The following is a 17,007-nucleotide window of genomic DNA, read 5'->3' as shown; positions in this document are numbered from 1 at the left end:
GAGGCTTGGACGATTACATGGACGTCAGGCAACTTAAGTACTTCGTGACTATAGTCGACTCGGGCAGCCTGTCGAAGGCCGCGGAACGCCTTTTCATCGCTCAGCCGTCACTGAGCCAGCAGGTACTCAATCTCGAGGCGGAGTTGAAGGCCAAGTTGCTCATCCGAAGCCCACAAGGAGTGGCCCCAACAGAAGCTGGCAAGGCGCTCTACCGCTTGTCTAGAGACGTGCTTCGCCGGATGGAACAGATTAAACAGGAAGTTCAGGAGGGTGGCGGAAGTGAATCCGGCACGGTTGCTATCGGCTTCCCGACAACAATCGCGTCGACGTTGGCCGCTCCCCTCTTTGAGCGCGTGAGGCAGCGATACCCAGGCATCCGTCTACAAATATTCGAAAGTATGAGTGGCTACATTACGGAACTGCTTGCCAACGGACGACTCGACCTCGCTATCTTGTTCCGGGACACTGACAGCTTGGGCGTTTCTGCTCACCCGTTGTTCGACGAGGATCTCCATGTCGTCGGCTATCCAGTGCCGAACTTGGGCGAGGACGATACGACCTGCCCAATCCGATTTCTGAGCAATGTGCCGATGGTGGCACCGGGACCGACCAACGGCCTACGCTTGCTCATCGAACGCACGTTTTCGCGAGCGGATGTCGACCTGAACATTGTGGCCGACATCGACTCCCTGCCAACGATGCTTGAGATCGCCGAGTCTGGAACGGCTTGTACCATCCTGCCGGTATCAGCCTTGGCTCGCCGAAATTTCCAGAAGCGACCGCCTATCAGAAAGGTGGTGGAACCCAGCATGAATCGCCCCGCGAGCTTGTGTTGGAGTAATGGCGTGCCCACCATCGCGGCGACGCAGGTTGTCCGCTCCACCATGATTGAACTGGTTTCTGAGTTGCATGCTGTTGGTGATTGGCAAGGCATCACGTTGCGCGAGCCGCCAGCGGGTGAGCAGATGCCGGAGCCTGCGCCTGATGCGGCTGTTCCTCGTAGAGGAAAGCGTGAAGGGACCTGATGGCATAGATTCATCCTATAGCGGAAAGAGGCAATTCGTCTTTCCACGGAGCCCGGTAAGAGGCTAGAGTCGCGGGTAGAACGCGCCGGTGACCTGAATGCACGCATGGAGCCTCCTCTTCAGAGGCGAGCGCATATAGAACTACACGAGCGCTCGAATCGCTCGAAGGACGCCTAACATGCTGCCTGACATAGATTCCTTGGCGCTGTTCGTGCGCGCGGCTGAGCTACACAGCCTAACCAAAGCAGCAGACGCATCACACATAGGTGCGGCTGCGGCAAGCCGCCGAATAGCACTGCTAGAACATCGCTTCAAGACCACGCTCCTGGAGCGCTCGCCTCGTGGCGTGGAGCTGACGCCGGCCGGCGCTTCGCTGCTTGCACACGCCAAAGCCCTTCTCGCCCAGCTTAACGGGATGGAGGCGGAAATGAGCGGCCACGCGATGGGAAAGCGCGGAGCACTTCGCGTGCTCGCCAATACATCGTGCCTTACGGAATTCTTACCGGACGACCTCGCGACCTTCACGGCGCTGCATCCAGATATCCGGGTCGTGGTTCAAGAGCGCTGGAGCCCGGAAATCCGGACCGCGCTACTGGCTGGGGAGGCCGACATCGGACTTGTCATGGAGGGCATACCGACTGATGGCCTGGATATGCGTCACTATCGCTCGGACCGGCTCGCAGCGGTGTGCCTCCCGCAGCACGAACTTGCCTCTGCTGTCGATTTCAGTTTCGCAGACGTACTCGACTACGATCTCATTGCCTTGGAGAGCGGAGCTTCGATGATGCGTCTTCTGACTGAGCAGGCCGTTACTCTAGAAAAACCGCTGCGCCTGCAAGTCCAGGTACGAAGCTTTGATGTTGTCTGTCGAATGGTTCAGTCGGGCTTAGGTGTGGGGATACTACCTTTCGAGGCAGCGAAGAGCATTGCAGACGGCCTTAGATTGATAGTTCGACCACTGCCTGAGGAGTGGGCCGAACGTCCGATGCTCGTATGTACTAAGAGGGACCGCGTTCCCAATGTCCCAACGACATTGCTGCTTGAGCATTTGCTCGCTTCTTCAAGCGAAAAGCAAGCCTCTTAAGCGCGCGCTAGGTAGTAAACCGAATCATGAATTTGCGCAATCCCGCCTTGACCACATTGAAATAGACGCCATTCAGCCGCCCAACCACAATTGGCTTGGAGATGGCGCGCATTTTTCGTGTATCGAGCAGCGAGTTCGCGCGGATGGACAGCCATAGAAGAATGTCGACGCCCGGACTCGTTAGCGATGACCGAGCCAACAGACGCGAGCTTCGCTGCAAACTCATTGAGTGAACAGGCATCGCAATGACCAAAAAACCGATGGACGGCATCACCGTCGTGGCACTCGAACAGGCGGTTGCTGCACCTTTCTGTACAAGCCGCTTAGCGGACGCTGGCGCACGAGTCATTAAGATAGAGCGACCCGAGGGTGACTTCGCTCGAGGATATGACCATGCCGTGAATGGTGAATCGTCCTACTTCGTGTGGATTAACAGAGGAAAGGAATCGATTTCCTTGAATCTTCGTGAAGCGGCCGACCGGAACACGCTGCGAGCACTTTGTGCGTCGGCCGATGTTTTCATACAAAACTTGGCACCCGGGGCAGCGCAGCGTTTGGGATTTGGCTCAGCCGAGTTGCGCATGGCGTTCCCACGCCTCATCACCTGCGATATCTCCGGATATGGTGAGAACGGCCCATTGCGTGAACTGAAGGCTTACGACCTCTTGGTACAGGCAGAGAGTGGCCTTGTCGCGATTAGCGGCGCACCAGGCCCGTGGGGCCGTATCGGCGTCTCGATTTGCGACATTACAGCTGGAATGAATGCATTGATTGGCATTCAGCAAGCTCTGCTGCAACGAGCCAATACAGGCCAAGGGAGCAGAGTTCAAGTGTCACTTTTCGATTCAGCTGCAGACTTAATGGCGGTCCCTTATCTCCAGACTCGATACGGCCATGGGGCACCGGAGCGCGTTGGGTTGAAGCATCCGAGCATAGCGCCATACGGAGTATTCACCTGTTCAGACGGCAAGGAATTCGTACTGTCGATTCAGAACGAGCGCGAGTGGACGCTGTTTTGCGAAAGGGTGTTGTCGATGCCGTACATCGCATGCGATGAACGATTTAGCTCGAATCACGCTCGTGTACGTAATCGAGAAGAGTTGGAGTCTCTCATCACTGAAGTCTTCCTGGGCCTGAGCTATAGCCAGGCGGTCGACAGGATGACTGAGGCGCAGACGGCGTTCGGAGCTATTAACACGGTCCACGACCTCATACAACATCCGCAATTTCGAACACGTCCAATGGAAATTCACGGTAAGTCTTTCGAAATTCCGGCTACACCCTACATCACTGAGTGGGATGAAAAGTCATATCGAACGGTTCCTGATATCAATCAACAGGGGGCAACGATCGAAAGCGGCATAGCTCAGCTCGCCAGTTCATCTGACCGCATCGCCTTCTAACGCTCCGCACTTTCGGGAGAAAGACGTGGCACTCAGCTAGCGCCACGCCTGTCTCCAATTCTCTGATGTCGCTCGAATCATGCATCGAGCTGACAGCCCCTGCTCTGCACGTTACGGACGCGCTGCTTAAGCGTGTGATGACACCCGCTTATACATGCAGATGCATGCCTTCACTTCGTCGCCCTGCCGCTTAGGGTTTGTATCGAGTTCGAATTCGCAAGCAGCCCCGTTGCCCAGAATCAGCTTCTTAGTAATGGTTGAGGCGCATAGCATTTCGTTCAAGACATCTGCCACCACGAGCGGCAGACCAAAACTACTAGCCGTACGGAGACATGAATCTTGACTCAGTCAACTGACACCGTGAAATCGAACCGACGCATCGTCGGTCTGTCAGGTAACTGGAATCGCCCTTCCCGGACTCGCACCTTGGTGAAGGCGGTTCTAGACGAGGCCGAATTGCGAGGTCTCGGTCAGACGACCCTGTTTGATTTCGTTGATACAGGCAAATCGCTCGGTTCTATCTTTAGTCGTGACGAAGCTGAACCATCTGCGAAGGCTGTGATGGCAGCCGTCGAGATGTGCGACGTGCTCGTCGTTGGCACCTCAGTCTACAAGGGCTCTTATACAGGCATTTTCAAGCACTTCTTTGACCTGTACGACCGTGAAGCCTTTGCGGATAAGCCCGTAATCATCACAGCCACTGGTGCTGCGCCGTACCACGAATCAATTCTCGACTATCACCTTCGGCCGCTCTTCCTTTTCTTCGACGCGAGGGTTGCGAGCCGCGGCCTCTACGCACTGACGGACGACTTCGCCTCGCAGGACGAGTTGAAGCCCGCTTACAGCACGCGTGTCGCACGTAGCGTCGACGAACTATCGGAGATGCTGCAACGCGTCTGCGCGTAAATCTTGTCCAGCCATTAGTCACTCATCCAAGTCATCAGGAGATACCACCATGAGCAATCTCGACGCATTCCGTGAAGCAGGCAACCCGATGTTCAACGACAACAAATTCAAGCTCGGCATCTTCGGCTCCAACTGCTCTAACGCATGCGCGATGACGTTGGCCGAGACCTCCTTCGAGCCCACGTTCGAAAAGAACAAGGAACTTGCCGCCATGCTCGAAGGCGCTGGCTGGGAAGCGATGGTGCCTATCGCCCGTTGGCGTGGCTTCGGTGGCCCGAGCAACTTCAATGGCACGTGTATGGAGACGTACACATGGGCATCAGCTCTGGCCGCTGTAACGAGCAAGATTTTTCTTTTCGCGACGTCGCACGTGCCGACCATTCATCCCATCGTTGCCGCCAAGATGGGCACGACCATCGACCGTATCTCCAAAGGTCGGTTCGGTATCAACATGGTCTGCGGCTGGTTCACGCCAGAGATGGAAATGTTCGGTCGCAAGATGATGGAACACGACACGCGCTATGAGTACGCGACGGAATGGGTTGAAATCGTCCAGAAGCTCTGGACCGAAGAGTGGTCTGATTTTGAGGGCAATTTCCTTTCGCTGAAGAACGGCTTCTCCTCGCCCAAGCCTTACCAGAGTCCCCGCCCCGTTCTCATCAGCGCAGGCTCGTCGGGCAAAGGCCGCGAATTCGCGGCCAAGTATTGCGACATCAACTTCTCGGTCGTCGAAGAAAACGGCCTGGACAAGGCGACCGCGTGGGTCAAGGAGATGAAGAAGACCGCGTTGGAAAACTACCAGCGCGAGATCAACACGTTCACGTATTGCTACACTGTCGTCCGCGATACGGAGAAGGAAGCGAAAGAGTATTACGACTATTACGTGAACCAGAAAGGCGACTGGGAAGCTGCAGACAACGTCTGCAAGGTTTTCGGTGTCGAGAGCGGCTCGTACTCGCCTGACTACATGGACAAGTTCCGCCGGAATTTCATTGCAGGCTGGGGCGGCTATCCGCTTGTCGGTACCCCTGAGCAGGTCACCGACCGTCTTCTGGAACTCTCCAAGACAGGCGTCAATGGCTCCCTCATCACGATGGTCGACTACAACGCCGAGCTCCCGTACTGGAACGAGCGGGTGATGCCGCTTCTCGAGCAGGCCGGCCTGCGCAAGCCGCATAAGCAGACAGCGGAAGCGGTAGCGACGGCGGAGGCTGCGTAACGCAGTCGCCAGCGGTGGCCGCAGCATCGCCTGCGGCTGTCCTTGAAAATTTCGGAGAAGAATTCGTGGCACTGGACAAAATTGAGGACGCCATCGAGGCAATGAAGGCTGGTTCGATGGTAGTCGTGGTCGACGACGAAGACCGTGAGAACGAGGGTGACCTCATTCTTGCTGCTGAGTTCGCGACCCCTCAGGCCATCGCATTCATGGTTCGATACACGAGCGGAATGCTTTGCGTCGGTCTGCCAGGGGAACGCATCGACGCTCTCGAGCTTCCATTGATGGTCGAGCGCAACACTGACTCGATGCGCACTGCCTACACGATTACCGTCGACGTCAAGCAAGGAACCTCGACCGGCATCTCCGCAGCCGACCGAGCCGCGACTATCTCCGCCCTCGTAGACCCGGCCGTGTCAGCGGGCGACTTCAATCGCCCTGGCCATGTGTTTCCCTTGCGAGCAGTTCCGGGTGGAGTGCTGGTGCGCCCTGGCCATACCGAAGCAGCGGTGGACCTCGCAACACTAGCAGGCCTCCGGCGCGGCGGTGTGCTTGCGGAGGTGGTAAACGATGATGGCAGCATGGCAAGAAGGCCGGAGCTCGAAGCCTTTGCGCGGCTGCACGACCTTCCCATCATCTCCATCGCCGACCTGGTGGCATACAGGATGAAGGTTGCATTGGCTCAGCGTGCTGGAAAAGCGCGACTCCCAACCAGCTTCGGTCCGTTTGATGCGTACGCATACCGAGTTGACGGGAGCTCTCACGAACACCTCGCCCTGGTGACAGGTGATGTGACCAACGCATCCGACGTACTGGTCCGAATCCACTCGGAATGCCTGACCGGCGATGTGTTCGGGTCTCGCAGATGCGACTGTGGTGAGCAGTTAAAGGCTTCGATGGAGATGGTCGCGCAACGCGGTCAAGGTGTCGTCATTTATCTCCGCGGTCACGAGGGGCGAGGCGTAGGTTTGGTCAACAAAATTCGGGCCTACGAGTTGCAGGAAGCCGGTCTTGACACATTGCAAGCCAATGAAGCGCTCGGCTTGCCATTAGACGCTCGTGACTACGCTGTCGCCGTCGACATCCTGGCGGACCTTGGGCTGACCAGCGTCGAGTTGCTCACGAACAACCCGCAAAAGGTTGCGGCGGTTGCCCGCACCGGAAACTCTTCAGTGAGACGGACCTCACTTGTCTGCGAGCCGAACCTCGAAAATGCAACGTACCTTGAAACTAAGAAGCTCAAGCTTGGGCATCTTCTCGGCTCACTCGAAGCCATCGTATAACAATCTTCGGGAGACAGCATGAAACTGTTCCTTAATACCACGTCGCCCTATGCACGTATCGCCCGAATTTCCTTTGAAGAAAAAATCGGCAGCGATGTACCGGGCGAAGTCGTGGACCCGTGGGCGGACGCCCCCGCACTTCTGGAAGTGAACCCAGCGGCTCGCGTTCCAGCACTGGTGACGAACGACGGGGTGACGCTCACAGAGTCGCTCCTCATCGTGCTGTGGCTCGAAAGCCAGAGGCCAAGTCCGTCGTTGCTCGGCGACTCCGCTACGCGAACCATCGCGAAGGCCGGCGTGGCGATGGGCGTCATTGATGCCGCCGTCCACACGCTTATCGGGCGAAAGATTACGGATGCCGGCTTCGACGAGGCGCCGGTAGGTCTTCGCCGCCGTCGCTCGATGGTCAATGGTCTGTTGAAGCTGGAACAGGACCCACCCACCTACGAAGCCGGTACGCCTGACCTCGCCGCTATCACTGCCGTTGTTGCGCTCGATTATGTCCGTTTTCGGTTCCCGAAAACTGAATGGATGCCATCGCTGCCCGAACTCGACGCTCTGCGGAATCGCCTTTCCAGCCGTCCGTCGTTTGAACACAGCGTGCCGAAGCAGTGACGAGCGCAGAGAAATTGGAGAAGCAAATCATGACTACCCCAGTCGTGGTCGATATCGACCAGGCCACAGGTGATTTCAAGCGTGCCATGCGCCGTCTCGCATCGACGGTCACGATTATCAGCACAGCGGATGTGAATGGAAGCAGGTTCGGGATGACAGCGACGGCGGTCAACTCGCTGACCATGGACCCGCCCTCGCTGCTGATCTGTGCCAACCAAAGCGCAAGTATCCATGACCCGCTTACCATCAGGGGGCGGTTCTGTGTGAATGTGCTCACCACTGAGCACGAAGACCTCGTTGCGGCGTTCAGCGGGAAGCTCAAGGGTGATGCGCGCTTTGGCGTAGGCACGTGGTGCACCGACGAGAGCGGCATTCCATATCTGGAAGGTGCGCAATGCAACCTCTTTTGCGACGTCGACAGCATTGTTCCGTTCGCCACGCACTCTGTCATCATTGGGCGCGTCAACGCCGTCCGCGTCGAGGAAGGCATCAGTCCGCTCATCTACGCTGACGGCAAGCTCAGTGCAACCCAAGCGCTGACTGGGCATGTTCGCATTACCTCCAATCTCTCCACCCTTACTCAGTTTCTGCCGGAGGACCTGGCATCCTTCCTGGGGAAGAATCCGCTCATCGACGTGCACCTTGAAGAGAAGGTCAGTACGGCCGTTGTTTCGGCGGTCGAGGAGAACGCGTGCGACATCGGGATGATTGTCTCGGGACCGAAGGTCAATAAGCTTGAAGTCATCCCGTATCGCAAGGACCGACTCGTACTGACCACACGCGCGGGGCATCCGCTTGCAGACAAGGATTCGGTTGCATTCGCCGACACGCTTGAGCACAACTACGTTGGGCTCCACACCGGAAGCCAAATCAATCTGCAGATGCAACGAGCGGCGGCCGAGCTCGACATGTCATGGAAGTGTCGTATGCAGGTTGCAACCTACGACGCGCAAGCCGCCATGGTTCAAGCGGGCCTCGGCATAGGTGTACTTCCCGAAAAGATGGCCAATCTGTACGCGAAAGCGGTGGGCATCAAAGTCATTCGTCTGGAGGACGAGTGGGCTGAGCGAACACACTCCATCGTCATCCGGTCCTATGACTCGTTGCAAATTGCCGGAAAGCGTCTTATCGACCATTTGCGACGCTGCGCAGGCTAACTTGCCTTCCTGCGCGTTGATACGTGCGGGGCTTAGTTAGACGACGAAGCGATTTGTCACCGTTTCTCATCGTCTCGTTCTGCCTGATAAATAGTAGTACTACATTACATGGCAAGGCTCTAGGGAGACTTGCTCAAAAAAGGAGATGAAGTGAACAAACTGCCCTTAGCATGTGCTGGACTCCTGCTCTCGACTTCAGCTATTGCGCAGAGTTCGGTCACGCTGTATGGTTTAATCGACGAAGGCTTCGGGTGGACCAACAATGCTGGTGGTAACAAGGCATATCAACTCCAGGCAGGATACGTCGCCGGCGACCGATGGGGATTGAAGGGCGTCGAAGACCTGGGCGCTGGGCTTTCAGCCATCTTCACTTTGGAGAATGGCTTCGACCTCAATTCAGGAAGGCTCGGTCAGTCGGGAAGAATGTTTGGCCGCCAGGCGTATGTTGGAGTGAAGTCTCAGGACTTCGGGACTGTGACCTTCGGGCGTCAATACGACTCGATTGTTGATTATGTCGCCCCGCTGACCGCCAACGGCGGATATGGCGGCTTCATCTTCTCCCACCCGTTCGACAACGACAATCTCGATAACAGCTTCCGGGTCGACAATGCGGTGAAGTACTCCAGCATCAACTACGGCGGATTCCGGTTTGGCGGCTTATACGCTTTTAGTAACCAAGCCGGCGGATTCGCAAACAATCGCCTGTATAGCGTCGGCGCGTCTTATTCGGGAGCCGGGCTTGCCGTGGCAGCAGGTTATCTGCAGGCAAACTCAGGTGGCGTTAACCAAGGAGGTGCACTTGCCACCGACGACACGAACTTTGTTGCTCAGCGCCAGCAGATCTGGGGAGCAGCGGTCACGTACACCTTCGGTCAGGTCATGGCGGGCGTCAACTATGAGCACACTGCATTGAGGAACCCGGTTGGCTCCGTGTATTTCGGCGCCTTGCCACCCGGCTCGACGTTCCTGAAGTTCGATAACTTCGAAGTGTTCGGGAAATACCAAGTAACGCCGGCTGTGCAGTTGATGGCGATGTACAACTTCACGGAAGGCAGCTTGGATGGTGGCACCGGCACCACGCGGCCAAAGTGGCAACAAGGCGGACTGCAGGCTGACTACTTTATCTCGAAGCGAACCGACGTCTATGCCCAAGGCGTATATCAGCACGTACGCCAGGCAGATGGAACGGTCTTCAACAACGCTTATATTGCTGGTGCGGCCTCACCTTCGTCGAGCACATCCCAACTTGTGCTGCGAGTCGGTATTAAACACGCGTTCTAAGTATCGCTACGGCATGCGCTGAACAGATCGCCTCGGGAGGGTTGGCAAATAAGGCAGGAATTCCTCATCTGCGCATGACGAGCACTCGACGAGGCGAGTTCATTCACTAAAGGGGCCGTCGAGCCGTCGCGGAGCATGAGCTATCGTCCTAACCTATCGAGACTACTGTTGGGCCGCTCCAAGGTGACTGCAGGATACATGGGCTCACTTCCCTAACCCTTCGTCCGAGCCTCTTGTATAAGGGGAAACCCGAGGGGTTTCCCTGCCAGTTGTCGCGCTTCTTGCACCTCTCTTTCACGCACAGCGGTCAAAGCCGGAGAGTCGGTCGTATAGGACCGTCCTATATCGGGGAGACTCAATCCATATTTCCCATTCCGGTCGACCAAAGCGTACATTCTTATGCAAGCGCTGAGCGGATATGCCGGTTCCCGGGGATCCGCGAACGCATTAACTCTATGGAGACGAACGATGGGCACGATTTACATCAACGGAAAATGGAGCGATGCAGCTGACGGTTCGACCATCGATGTCTTCAACCCGTCGACGGGCGAAGAGTTCACCACGATTAGTCGCGGGAAGTCTGAAGACATCGACCGCGCAGTGCTCGCTGCCAACCAGGCGCTAGACGGCGAGTGGGGCCGGCTCACCGCTACCGAGCGCGGTCGGCTGTTGTGCCGCCTGGGCCAGGTCATCCTGGACAACGCCGAGGATCTCGCGCAGATCGAAGCACGGGATACTGGGAAGCCGCTCACCGTTGCTCGGAACGACGTCAAAGTCGTGGCGCGTTACTTCGAATTCTATGGCACTGCGGCGGACAAAATCCACGGCCAGACGATTCCGTACCTCGACGGCTTCAATGTTAGCGTTGTGCGTGTCCCGCACGGTGTGACGGCCCACATCATTCCGTGGAACTATCCGGCGCAAATGCTTGGCCGCACCATCGCTCCTGCCCTCGCGATGGGCAACGCCGCCGTGCTGAAGCCATCGGAAGACGCATGTCTGAGCAGTATCCGCATTGCCCAGCTCTTCGACGAGGCCGGGTTCCCCGCAGGCTCGTTCAATCTGGTCACAGGCTATGGGCACGAAGCGGGCGCCGCGCTCACCTCACATCCGAAAATCAACTTCGCAACTTTTACAGGCTCGCCGGAAGTCGGCGTGATGGTTCAGGAGGCAACGGCTCGCAATCATGTTCCGTGCGTGCTCGAACTGGGCGGCAAGTCTCCTCAGGTCGTATTTAACGACGCAGACCTAGACAAGGCGGCACCCCAAATCGTCAAGGCGATCGTCCAAAACGCTGGGCAGACTTGCTCAGCCGGTAGCCGTCTGCTTATACAGGAGGACATCTACGACAAGTTCATGGAAAAGGTCGCGCGTCTGTTCAACGAAGTACGCGTCGGGACGCCGGAGATGGACCTCGACTGCGGACCTATTGTGAGCGCGAAGCAGCAAAAACGGGTGCAAAACTTTATCGACGAGGCTGCGGCCTCAGGCGTCGAAGTAATTGCGAAGGGTTCTATCTCGCCGGACGCGCCTGCTGATGGGTATTTCGTCGCGCCCGTCCTGTTCGGCAAGGTTCCGCGTGACCATCGCCTCGCATGCAACGAGGTCTTCGGGCCCGTCCTGTCAGCGATGTCGTTCAAAGATGAGGCCGACGCGGTGGCGCTTGCCAATGGTACTGAGTTTGGTCTGGCGGCCGGCGTATGGACGGAGAACGGCAGCCGGCAGGCTCGCCTTGCTCGGAAGATTATTGCAGGTCAAGTCTTCATCAACTGCTACGGCGCTGGCGGCGGTGTCGAATTGCCTTTCGGCGGCATGAAGAAGAGCGGTCACGGACGGGAAAAGGGCTTCCTTGCTCTCGAAGAGATGAGCACGACCAAAACTGTGGTGCAAAACTTCAATGGATAAAGCGTGTTAAGGGGACAGGAAATGGGAGCTTTAGAAGGTAAGGTCGCGATCGTCACGGGTGCAGCGAGCGGTTTCGGCGCGCAGATTGCTCGCCGCTACATTGAACAAGGGGCGAAGGTTGTCATCGCTGACCTGAATATCGAAGCTGGGCAGAAGCTGGCGGCGGAGTTGGGCGCGAACGCGGTTGCGGTACACTGCAACGTTACAAAGGCTGCCGATGTCAATGCAGCGGTAAAAGCATGCGTCGATACGTTCGGTGCTCCCGACATCGTCGTCAACAATGCCGGCACGACGCACAAAAATCAGCCCATGCTCAACGTTGACGAGGAGACGTTCGACCGCGTCTACGCGGTCAACATCAAGTCCATTTATCACATGGCACACGCAGTAGTTCCCTTGATGCGTGAGCGGAAGGCAGGTGTGATTTTGAATGTCGGTTCCGTAGCGGGTATCCGGCCGCGCCCGGGCCTCACCTGGTACAACGGGTCCAAGGGTGCCGTCAACATGCTGTCGAAATCAATGGCGGTCGAGCTCGCTCCCGACAACATCCGTGTCAACGCAATCTGTCCGGTGATGGGTGCGACTGCACTGCTCGAAAACTTCATGGGGGTGCCGGATACGCCCGATAATCGCGCTCGCTTCATCTCCTCGATTCCTCTCGGTCGGCTGTGCGAGCCGGATGACGTAGCGCAGGTGTCAGTATTTTTGGCAACGGACGGAGCGGCCTATTTGACCGGGCTGGAAGTTCCCGTCGACGGCGGACGCACCATCTAAGAACGGCGGCACGATGAAACGCTTCACCGCTAGCCCTGCGACGCAACGCGATTCTTGCTGGGTGCGTCGCAGGCGGTCGGTCCGTATGTGGCGCCCTCCTGAACTTGCAACGCAACGGCTGCGCCGCCCCCACGGAGAAACTCATGGCAGTCATCAAGCAGCAAGACGTCATTCAGAGCATCGCTGACGCCTTGCAGTACATCAGTTACTACCACCCGCTCGACTACATCAGTTCCCTCGGCCGTGCATACGAGCTCGAGCAGAGCGCCGCCGCGAAAGATGCTATCGCGCAGATTCTTACCAACAGCCGAATGTCGGCTCAGGGCCATCGCCCGATGTGTCAGGACACTGGAATCGTCACAGTCTTCGTCAAAATCGGCATGAGCGTGCGCTGGGAGGATGCGAGCCTCAGCGTCGACGACATGATTAACGAAGGTGTTCGCCAGGCATATCTTCACCCCGACAACGTCCTGCGTGCATCCATCGTGAGCCCGCCCGAAGGCTCGCGCAGAAATACGCACGACAACACGCCAGCTATCATCCATTACAGCCTTGTCCAAGGAGATAAGGTCGAATTCGACGTCGCGGCAAAGGGTGGTGGTTCAGAAAACAAGTCGAAGTTTGCCATGCTTAACCCGTCCGACTCGATAGTGGACTGGGTGCTCAAGACTGTGCCCTTGATGGGCGCCGGCTGGTGTCCCCCAGGAATGCTTGGGATCGGAATCGGTGGAACAGCTGAGAAAGCAATGGTTATGGCGAAGGAATCGCTGATGGCGCCAATCGACATCGCGGAAGTCATCGCCCGTGGTCCACGAGATTGGATCGAAGAGCTTCGGATGGAGCTTTACAAAAAGGTCAACGCGCTCGGCATTGGCGCGCAAGGTCTCGGAGGGCTGACGACGGTACTGGATGTCAAGATCCTCGCTGCACCCACTCACGCTGCCTCGAAGCCCGTGGCCATCATCCCCAACTGTGCCGCAACGCGGCACATTCACTTCACGCTCGACGGTTCCGGTCCCGCGAAGCTCGAGGAACCGTCTCTTGACGATTGGCCCACAGTGGAATGGGCGCCGAATGCGCAAACGAGCAAGCGCGTGAATCTTGAAACTCTGACGCGAGAAGAAGTCGCTTCATGGAGGCCGGGTGAGACTTTGCTTCTTTCCGGAAAGATGTTGACCGGTCGAGATGCTGCACACAAACGAATCTCGACCATGCTTGAAAATGGTGAACTTCTTCCGGTCGATTTCACGAATCGCGTCATCTATTACGTGGGGCCCGTCGACCCCGTGCGCGACGAGATCGTCGGCCCGGCCGGCCCGACGACCTCCACACGAATGGACGAATTCACGGAAACGATGCTCTCGCAGACCGGCCTGATTTCTATGATTGGGAAAGCCGAACGAGGCCCCGTTGCCGTCGACGCAATAAAACGTCATGGGGCCGCATACCTGATGGCAGTTGGGGGCGCAGCCTATTTAGTCTCGAAGGCCATCCGCAGCGCAAAAGTCCTGGCCTTTGAAGACCTCGGGATGGAGGCAATCTACGAGTTTGAAGTACGCGACATGCCTGTTACCGTCGCCGTCGATTCGCGTGGAACCTCGGTCCACGAGACAGGCCCTGCTGAGTGGAGAACACGTATCGCTGGGATCCCAGTGGTGAGTGTCTGACACGCGTAGAGCCCTGTGCCCTCCCGCGCTTACGCAAAGCAGACTATCTTTGAAGCTCAAGAAGTCACAACGGGATACTTGAAATGATAAACGCTCTCGGTCGAACGTTACCTGACAGAGTTCCTGGTTATGGCGAAGTCAAGCCCTTCGCCGGCGCGCCTGCCGAATCACGCGTTGTCGAGCGCGCTTCGCTTCGAGTGCTAAGCGTTCCTCCAGGAGTTGCAAAGTTACTACCGAACATCCGAGCCGCCCTCGAGGCGTGCGGCGCGCGGGATGGGGCAACACTTTCGTTTCATCATCATCTGCGTAACGGCGACCATGTTCTAAACATGGTCGTGCAGGCCGCAGCAGAAATGGGGTTGCGCGGGCTGCGAGTTGCAGCGAGCTCTCTGTTTCCGGTGCATGCGCCGTTGGTGGGGCATTTTGAGTCGGGTGTGGTTCGGAGCATCTACACAGGATATGTGGCCGGCCCCGTGGCAGACGCAATCAGCGTAGGCAAGCTTCACGACGTCGCTATCCTGCAAACACATGGCGGTCGTGCGCGAGCAATCGAATCGGGCGAGCTTGCCATTGACATTGCCTTCATTGCAGCACCCACGGCGGATGACTACGGCAACATCAATGGGGTCGACGGCCCGTCGGCTTGCGGCGTGCTCGGCTATGCGATGGTTGATGCTGGTTGTGCGCGCCATGTCGTCGCCGTCACCGACAATCTTGTCACCTATCCTGCATGCCCGGCGGAAATCACTCAAGATTACGTGGATTTCGTTGTTGCCGTCCCCTGCGTCGGCGACGCCTCCCAAATCGTCTCAGGCACGACCAGAGTGACCGAGGACCCAGTGGGACTCAGCATTGCCAAGACTGCCGCGAACGTCCTACGTGCGAGCCGACTTATCACGGACGGATTCTCATTCCAGACGGGCGCCGGAGGAGTGTCGCTGGCAGTCGCGCAATACGTTCATGAGATGATGCGGGACCGAGGCGTCCAAGGAAGCTTCGCTGCAGGCGGCATTACCGGAAAGATTGTTTCGATGCTTGAAGAGGGGCTGTTCCGCACACTCTTCGACGTGCAATGCTTTGACCTCGACGCGGTCAGGTCCTACCGAGAGAATCCGCATCATCAGGCGATGTCAGCCTCGCTCTATGCGAACCCTTCAACGCGCGGTCCGGTCGTGAATCGTCTTGACTCGATGATTCTCGGTGCGTCCGAGATTGATTTAAGCTTCAATGTAAACGTTTCGACCCGCTCTGACGGCCGGCTGCTCGGTGGCTCGGGCGGGCACAGCGATACGGCCGCAGGCGCCAAGTTAGCCATGGTCACAACCAAGTTGAACGCCGGCTCATTCCCCAAGGTCGTGGAGCAAGTCACGACCGTCACTACGCCGGGCTCGTCAATTGACGTGGTTGTCACGGAGGCGGGTGTGGCTGTGAATCCATTACGAGCCGACCTGACCGACCTTCTTCTTTCAGCCGGTCTGACCGTGTTGCCCATTCAAAAGCTCTATGACCTCGCACAGGGTGGCGTGAAGCAACCGAGTTACCAACGAGTGCCAGACGAGTCACGTCGAGTCGTTGCATTACAGGAGTACCGCGATGGAACCATCGTCGATGCTCTGCTTCAGGTCTAAGTAGATCTATTGTCAGCGCGACAAGCCAGTGAGCTTCCCTCGGCTGTTCGCCTTCCAGAGGCCCCGAGTTATTCAGCCGTATCCTTTGTCCGCTGAGCCGCAAGCCAGTCTTGCATGAACTGAGTTGGCGACATGAAGCCGAGCGATGAATGACGACGACTGCGGTTATAAAACACTTCGATGTATGCGAACAAGTCCGCAACGGCATCGCGATGCGTGCGATAACGGGTGCCGTGCACCCGCTCGTTCTTCAGGCTAGTGAAGAAGCTTTCCGTCGGCGCGTTGTCCCAGCAGCTGCCTTTGCGACTCATCGAGCAGCGCATCCCGTACGGGGCCAGCTTGCGCTGGAGGTCGTGGCTGGCGTATTGACTGCCTCTATCGGAATGATGCAGCGCGCCGGGCGCGGGCCGGCGGCGGAACCACGCCATTGTCAGCGCGTCAGTGACGAGCTCCGTCGCCACGCGGCGGCTTGATGGACCAACCCGCGACCTCCCGATTGAACAGGTCGAGCGCGACCGCCAGATACAGCCAGCCCTCATTTGTCCAGATGTACGTGATGTCCGAGGTGAACACCTGATTGGGCTCGGCCGGCGTGAAGTTGGTGTTCAACACATCGGTGCGACCGGCAGCTTGTGCCGAGAATCGGTTGTCACGCGATAACGGCGCTTGTGGCGGGCCCGAATGCCATTGGCGCTCATCAGCCGCTCCACACGTGCTTTGCTAGCCGGAAAGCCGCGAGAACGCACCGCTTCGGTCATGCCCGGCGAGCCGTAAGCGCCTTTGAACCTGGCATGAATCGTTCGAATCAACGTCAGCAGTTGCGCATCGGCCGTAAGCGCTAAAACGAGCACACCTTTCTTCGAGGGGCGTTAAGAGCGACGATTGCGTCCGCAACCCACATTGCGGACGCAGACCATGAGCGACGATGAGTTTGACTTTCTGCCACTCCGAGTCATCCGAGAATGCTCCAACGGCAAACGAAGGTATGATCCTGCCTCGTTTCCACGTACAGCAAATTATGCAGCGATCATCCTAGCCTCGTAATCGACGGGAGTGGAGAAAT

The 17,007-nt window shown here is 57.5% G+C and carries 13 protein-coding genes and 1 pseudogene; 13 read left to right on the top strand and 1 reads right to left on the bottom strand.

Annotated features, from left to right (window positions below; all coding sequences use genetic code 11):
- Positions 1–17 precede the first annotated feature (17 nt).
- The 13 genes from AWB77_RS07135 to citF all read left to right on the top strand — a co-directional run bounded on the left by AWB77_RS07135 (position 18) and on the right by citF (position 15,944).
- Positions 18–1,025 carry a LysR substrate-binding domain-containing protein gene (locus tag AWB77_RS07135; RefSeq protein ID WP_061133732.1) on the top strand — a complete coding sequence of 336 codons (1,008 nt, stop codon included), beginning with the start codon at positions 18–20 and terminating at the stop codon, positions 1,023–1,025.
- A gap of 178 nt (positions 1,026–1,203) precedes the next feature.
- Complete coding sequence (locus tag AWB77_RS07130; protein ID WP_061133731.1) at positions 1,204–2,109, top strand: LysR family transcriptional regulator; 906 nt, start codon at positions 1,204–1,206, stop codon at positions 2,107–2,109.
- Between the two features lie 245 nt (positions 2,110–2,354).
- The gene (locus AWB77_RS07125) at positions 2,355–3,512 is read left to right on the top strand and encodes a CaiB/BaiF CoA transferase family protein (protein ID WP_061133730.1); all 1,158 of its coding nucleotides are present in this window, start codon (positions 2,355–2,357) and stop codon (positions 3,510–3,512) included.
- Between the two features lie 339 nt (positions 3,513–3,851).
- Positions 3,852–4,418, top strand: coding sequence for an NAD(P)H-dependent oxidoreductase (locus tag AWB77_RS07120; RefSeq protein ID WP_157694761.1), 567 nt, complete (start codon positions 3,852–3,854; stop codon positions 4,416–4,418).
- A 49-nt stretch (positions 4,419–4,467) separates the two neighbouring features.
- A complete protein-coding gene (locus tag AWB77_RS07115) occupies positions 4,468–5,637 on the top strand; it encodes an LLM class flavin-dependent oxidoreductase (protein ID WP_061133728.1) in 1,170 nt (389 codons plus the stop codon).
- 65 nt (positions 5,638–5,702) lie between these two features.
- Positions 5,703–6,917, top strand: a complete 1,215-nt coding sequence (locus tag AWB77_RS07110; RefSeq protein WP_082852601.1) for a bifunctional 3,4-dihydroxy-2-butanone-4-phosphate synthase/GTP cyclohydrolase II — start codon at positions 5,703–5,705, stop codon at positions 6,915–6,917.
- An 18-nt stretch (positions 6,918–6,935) separates the two neighbouring features.
- Positions 6,936–7,532 (top strand): glutathione S-transferase family protein, encoded by a 597-nt coding sequence (locus AWB77_RS07105; RefSeq protein WP_061133726.1) that lies wholly within the window; start codon positions 6,936–6,938, stop codon positions 7,530–7,532.
- A gap of 29 nt (positions 7,533–7,561) precedes the next feature.
- A complete protein-coding gene (locus AWB77_RS07100) occupies positions 7,562–8,689 on the top strand; it encodes a flavin reductase (RefSeq protein WP_074168865.1) in 1,128 nt (375 codons plus the stop codon).
- A 150-nt stretch (positions 8,690–8,839) separates the two neighbouring features.
- Entirely contained in the window at positions 8,840–9,970 is a 1,131-nt protein-coding gene (locus AWB77_RS07095; protein ID WP_061134060.1) for a porin, read from the top strand.
- Between the two features lie 468 nt (positions 9,971–10,438).
- Positions 10,439–11,875 (top strand): aldehyde dehydrogenase family protein, encoded by a 1,437-nt coding sequence (locus AWB77_RS07090; RefSeq protein WP_061133724.1) that lies wholly within the window; start codon positions 10,439–10,441, stop codon positions 11,873–11,875.
- Positions 11,876–11,896: 21 nt separating this feature from the next.
- On the top strand, positions 11,897–12,649 hold the full coding sequence (locus AWB77_RS07085) for an SDR family oxidoreductase (RefSeq protein WP_061133723.1): 753 nt from the start codon (positions 11,897–11,899) through the stop codon (positions 12,647–12,649).
- Positions 12,650–12,792: 143 nt separating this feature from the next.
- Complete coding sequence (locus AWB77_RS07080; protein WP_061133722.1) at positions 12,793–14,316, top strand: fumarate hydratase; 1,524 nt, start codon at positions 12,793–12,795, stop codon at positions 14,314–14,316.
- Between the two features lie 83 nt (positions 14,317–14,399).
- Complete coding sequence (citF, locus tag AWB77_RS07075) at positions 14,400–15,944, top strand: citrate lyase subunit alpha (protein ID WP_061133721.1); 1,545 nt, start codon at positions 14,400–14,402, stop codon at positions 15,942–15,944.
- Positions 15,945–16,012: 68 nt separating this feature from the next.
- On the opposite strand, the pseudogene AWB77_RS07070 reads toward citF, so the two are convergent.
- Positions 16,013–16,771, bottom strand: a pseudogene (locus tag AWB77_RS07070) (IS3 family transposase); the annotation flags it as partial.
- Positions 16,772–17,007 lie beyond the last annotated feature (236 nt).

The sequence above is a fragment of the Caballeronia fortuita genome (assembly GCF_001544835.2).
Classification (GTDB): domain Bacteria; phylum Pseudomonadota; class Gammaproteobacteria; order Burkholderiales; family Burkholderiaceae; genus Caballeronia; species Caballeronia fortuita.
The sequence above is the reverse complement of the archived record's forward strand: the minus strand, read 5'-3'. Positions and strand labels throughout refer to the sequence as shown.

Excerpts from the sequence above, each read along its gene's own strand:
- AWB77_RS07135 (WP_061133732.1), top strand. The coding sequence starts at position 18 with ATGGACGTCAGGCAACTTAAGTACTTCGTGACTATAGTCGACTCGGGC.
- AWB77_RS07130 (WP_061133731.1), top strand. The coding sequence starts at position 1,204 with ATGCTGCCTGACATAGATTCCTTGGCGCTGTTCGTGCGCGCGGCTGAG.
- AWB77_RS07125 (WP_061133730.1), top strand. The coding sequence starts at position 2,355 with ATGACCAAAAAACCGATGGACGGCATCACCGTCGTGGCACTCGAACAG.
- AWB77_RS07115 (WP_061133728.1), top strand. The coding sequence starts at position 4,468 with ATGAGCAATCTCGACGCATTCCGTGAAGCAGGCAACCCGATGTTCAAC.
- AWB77_RS07105 (WP_061133726.1), top strand. The coding sequence starts at position 6,936 with ATGAAACTGTTCCTTAATACCACGTCGCCCTATGCACGTATCGCCCGA.
- AWB77_RS07100 (WP_074168865.1), top strand. The coding sequence starts at position 7,562 with ATGACTACCCCAGTCGTGGTCGATATCGACCAGGCCACAGGTGATTTC.
- AWB77_RS07090 (WP_061133724.1), top strand. The coding sequence starts at position 10,439 with ATGGGCACGATTTACATCAACGGAAAATGGAGCGATGCAGCTGACGGT.
- AWB77_RS07085 (WP_061133723.1), top strand. The coding sequence starts at position 11,897 with ATGGGAGCTTTAGAAGGTAAGGTCGCGATCGTCACGGGTGCAGCGAGC.
- AWB77_RS07080 (WP_061133722.1), top strand. The coding sequence starts at position 12,793 with ATGGCAGTCATCAAGCAGCAAGACGTCATTCAGAGCATCGCTGACGCC.
- citF (WP_061133721.1), top strand. The coding sequence starts at position 14,400 with ATGATAAACGCTCTCGGTCGAACGTTACCTGACAGAGTTCCTGGTTAT.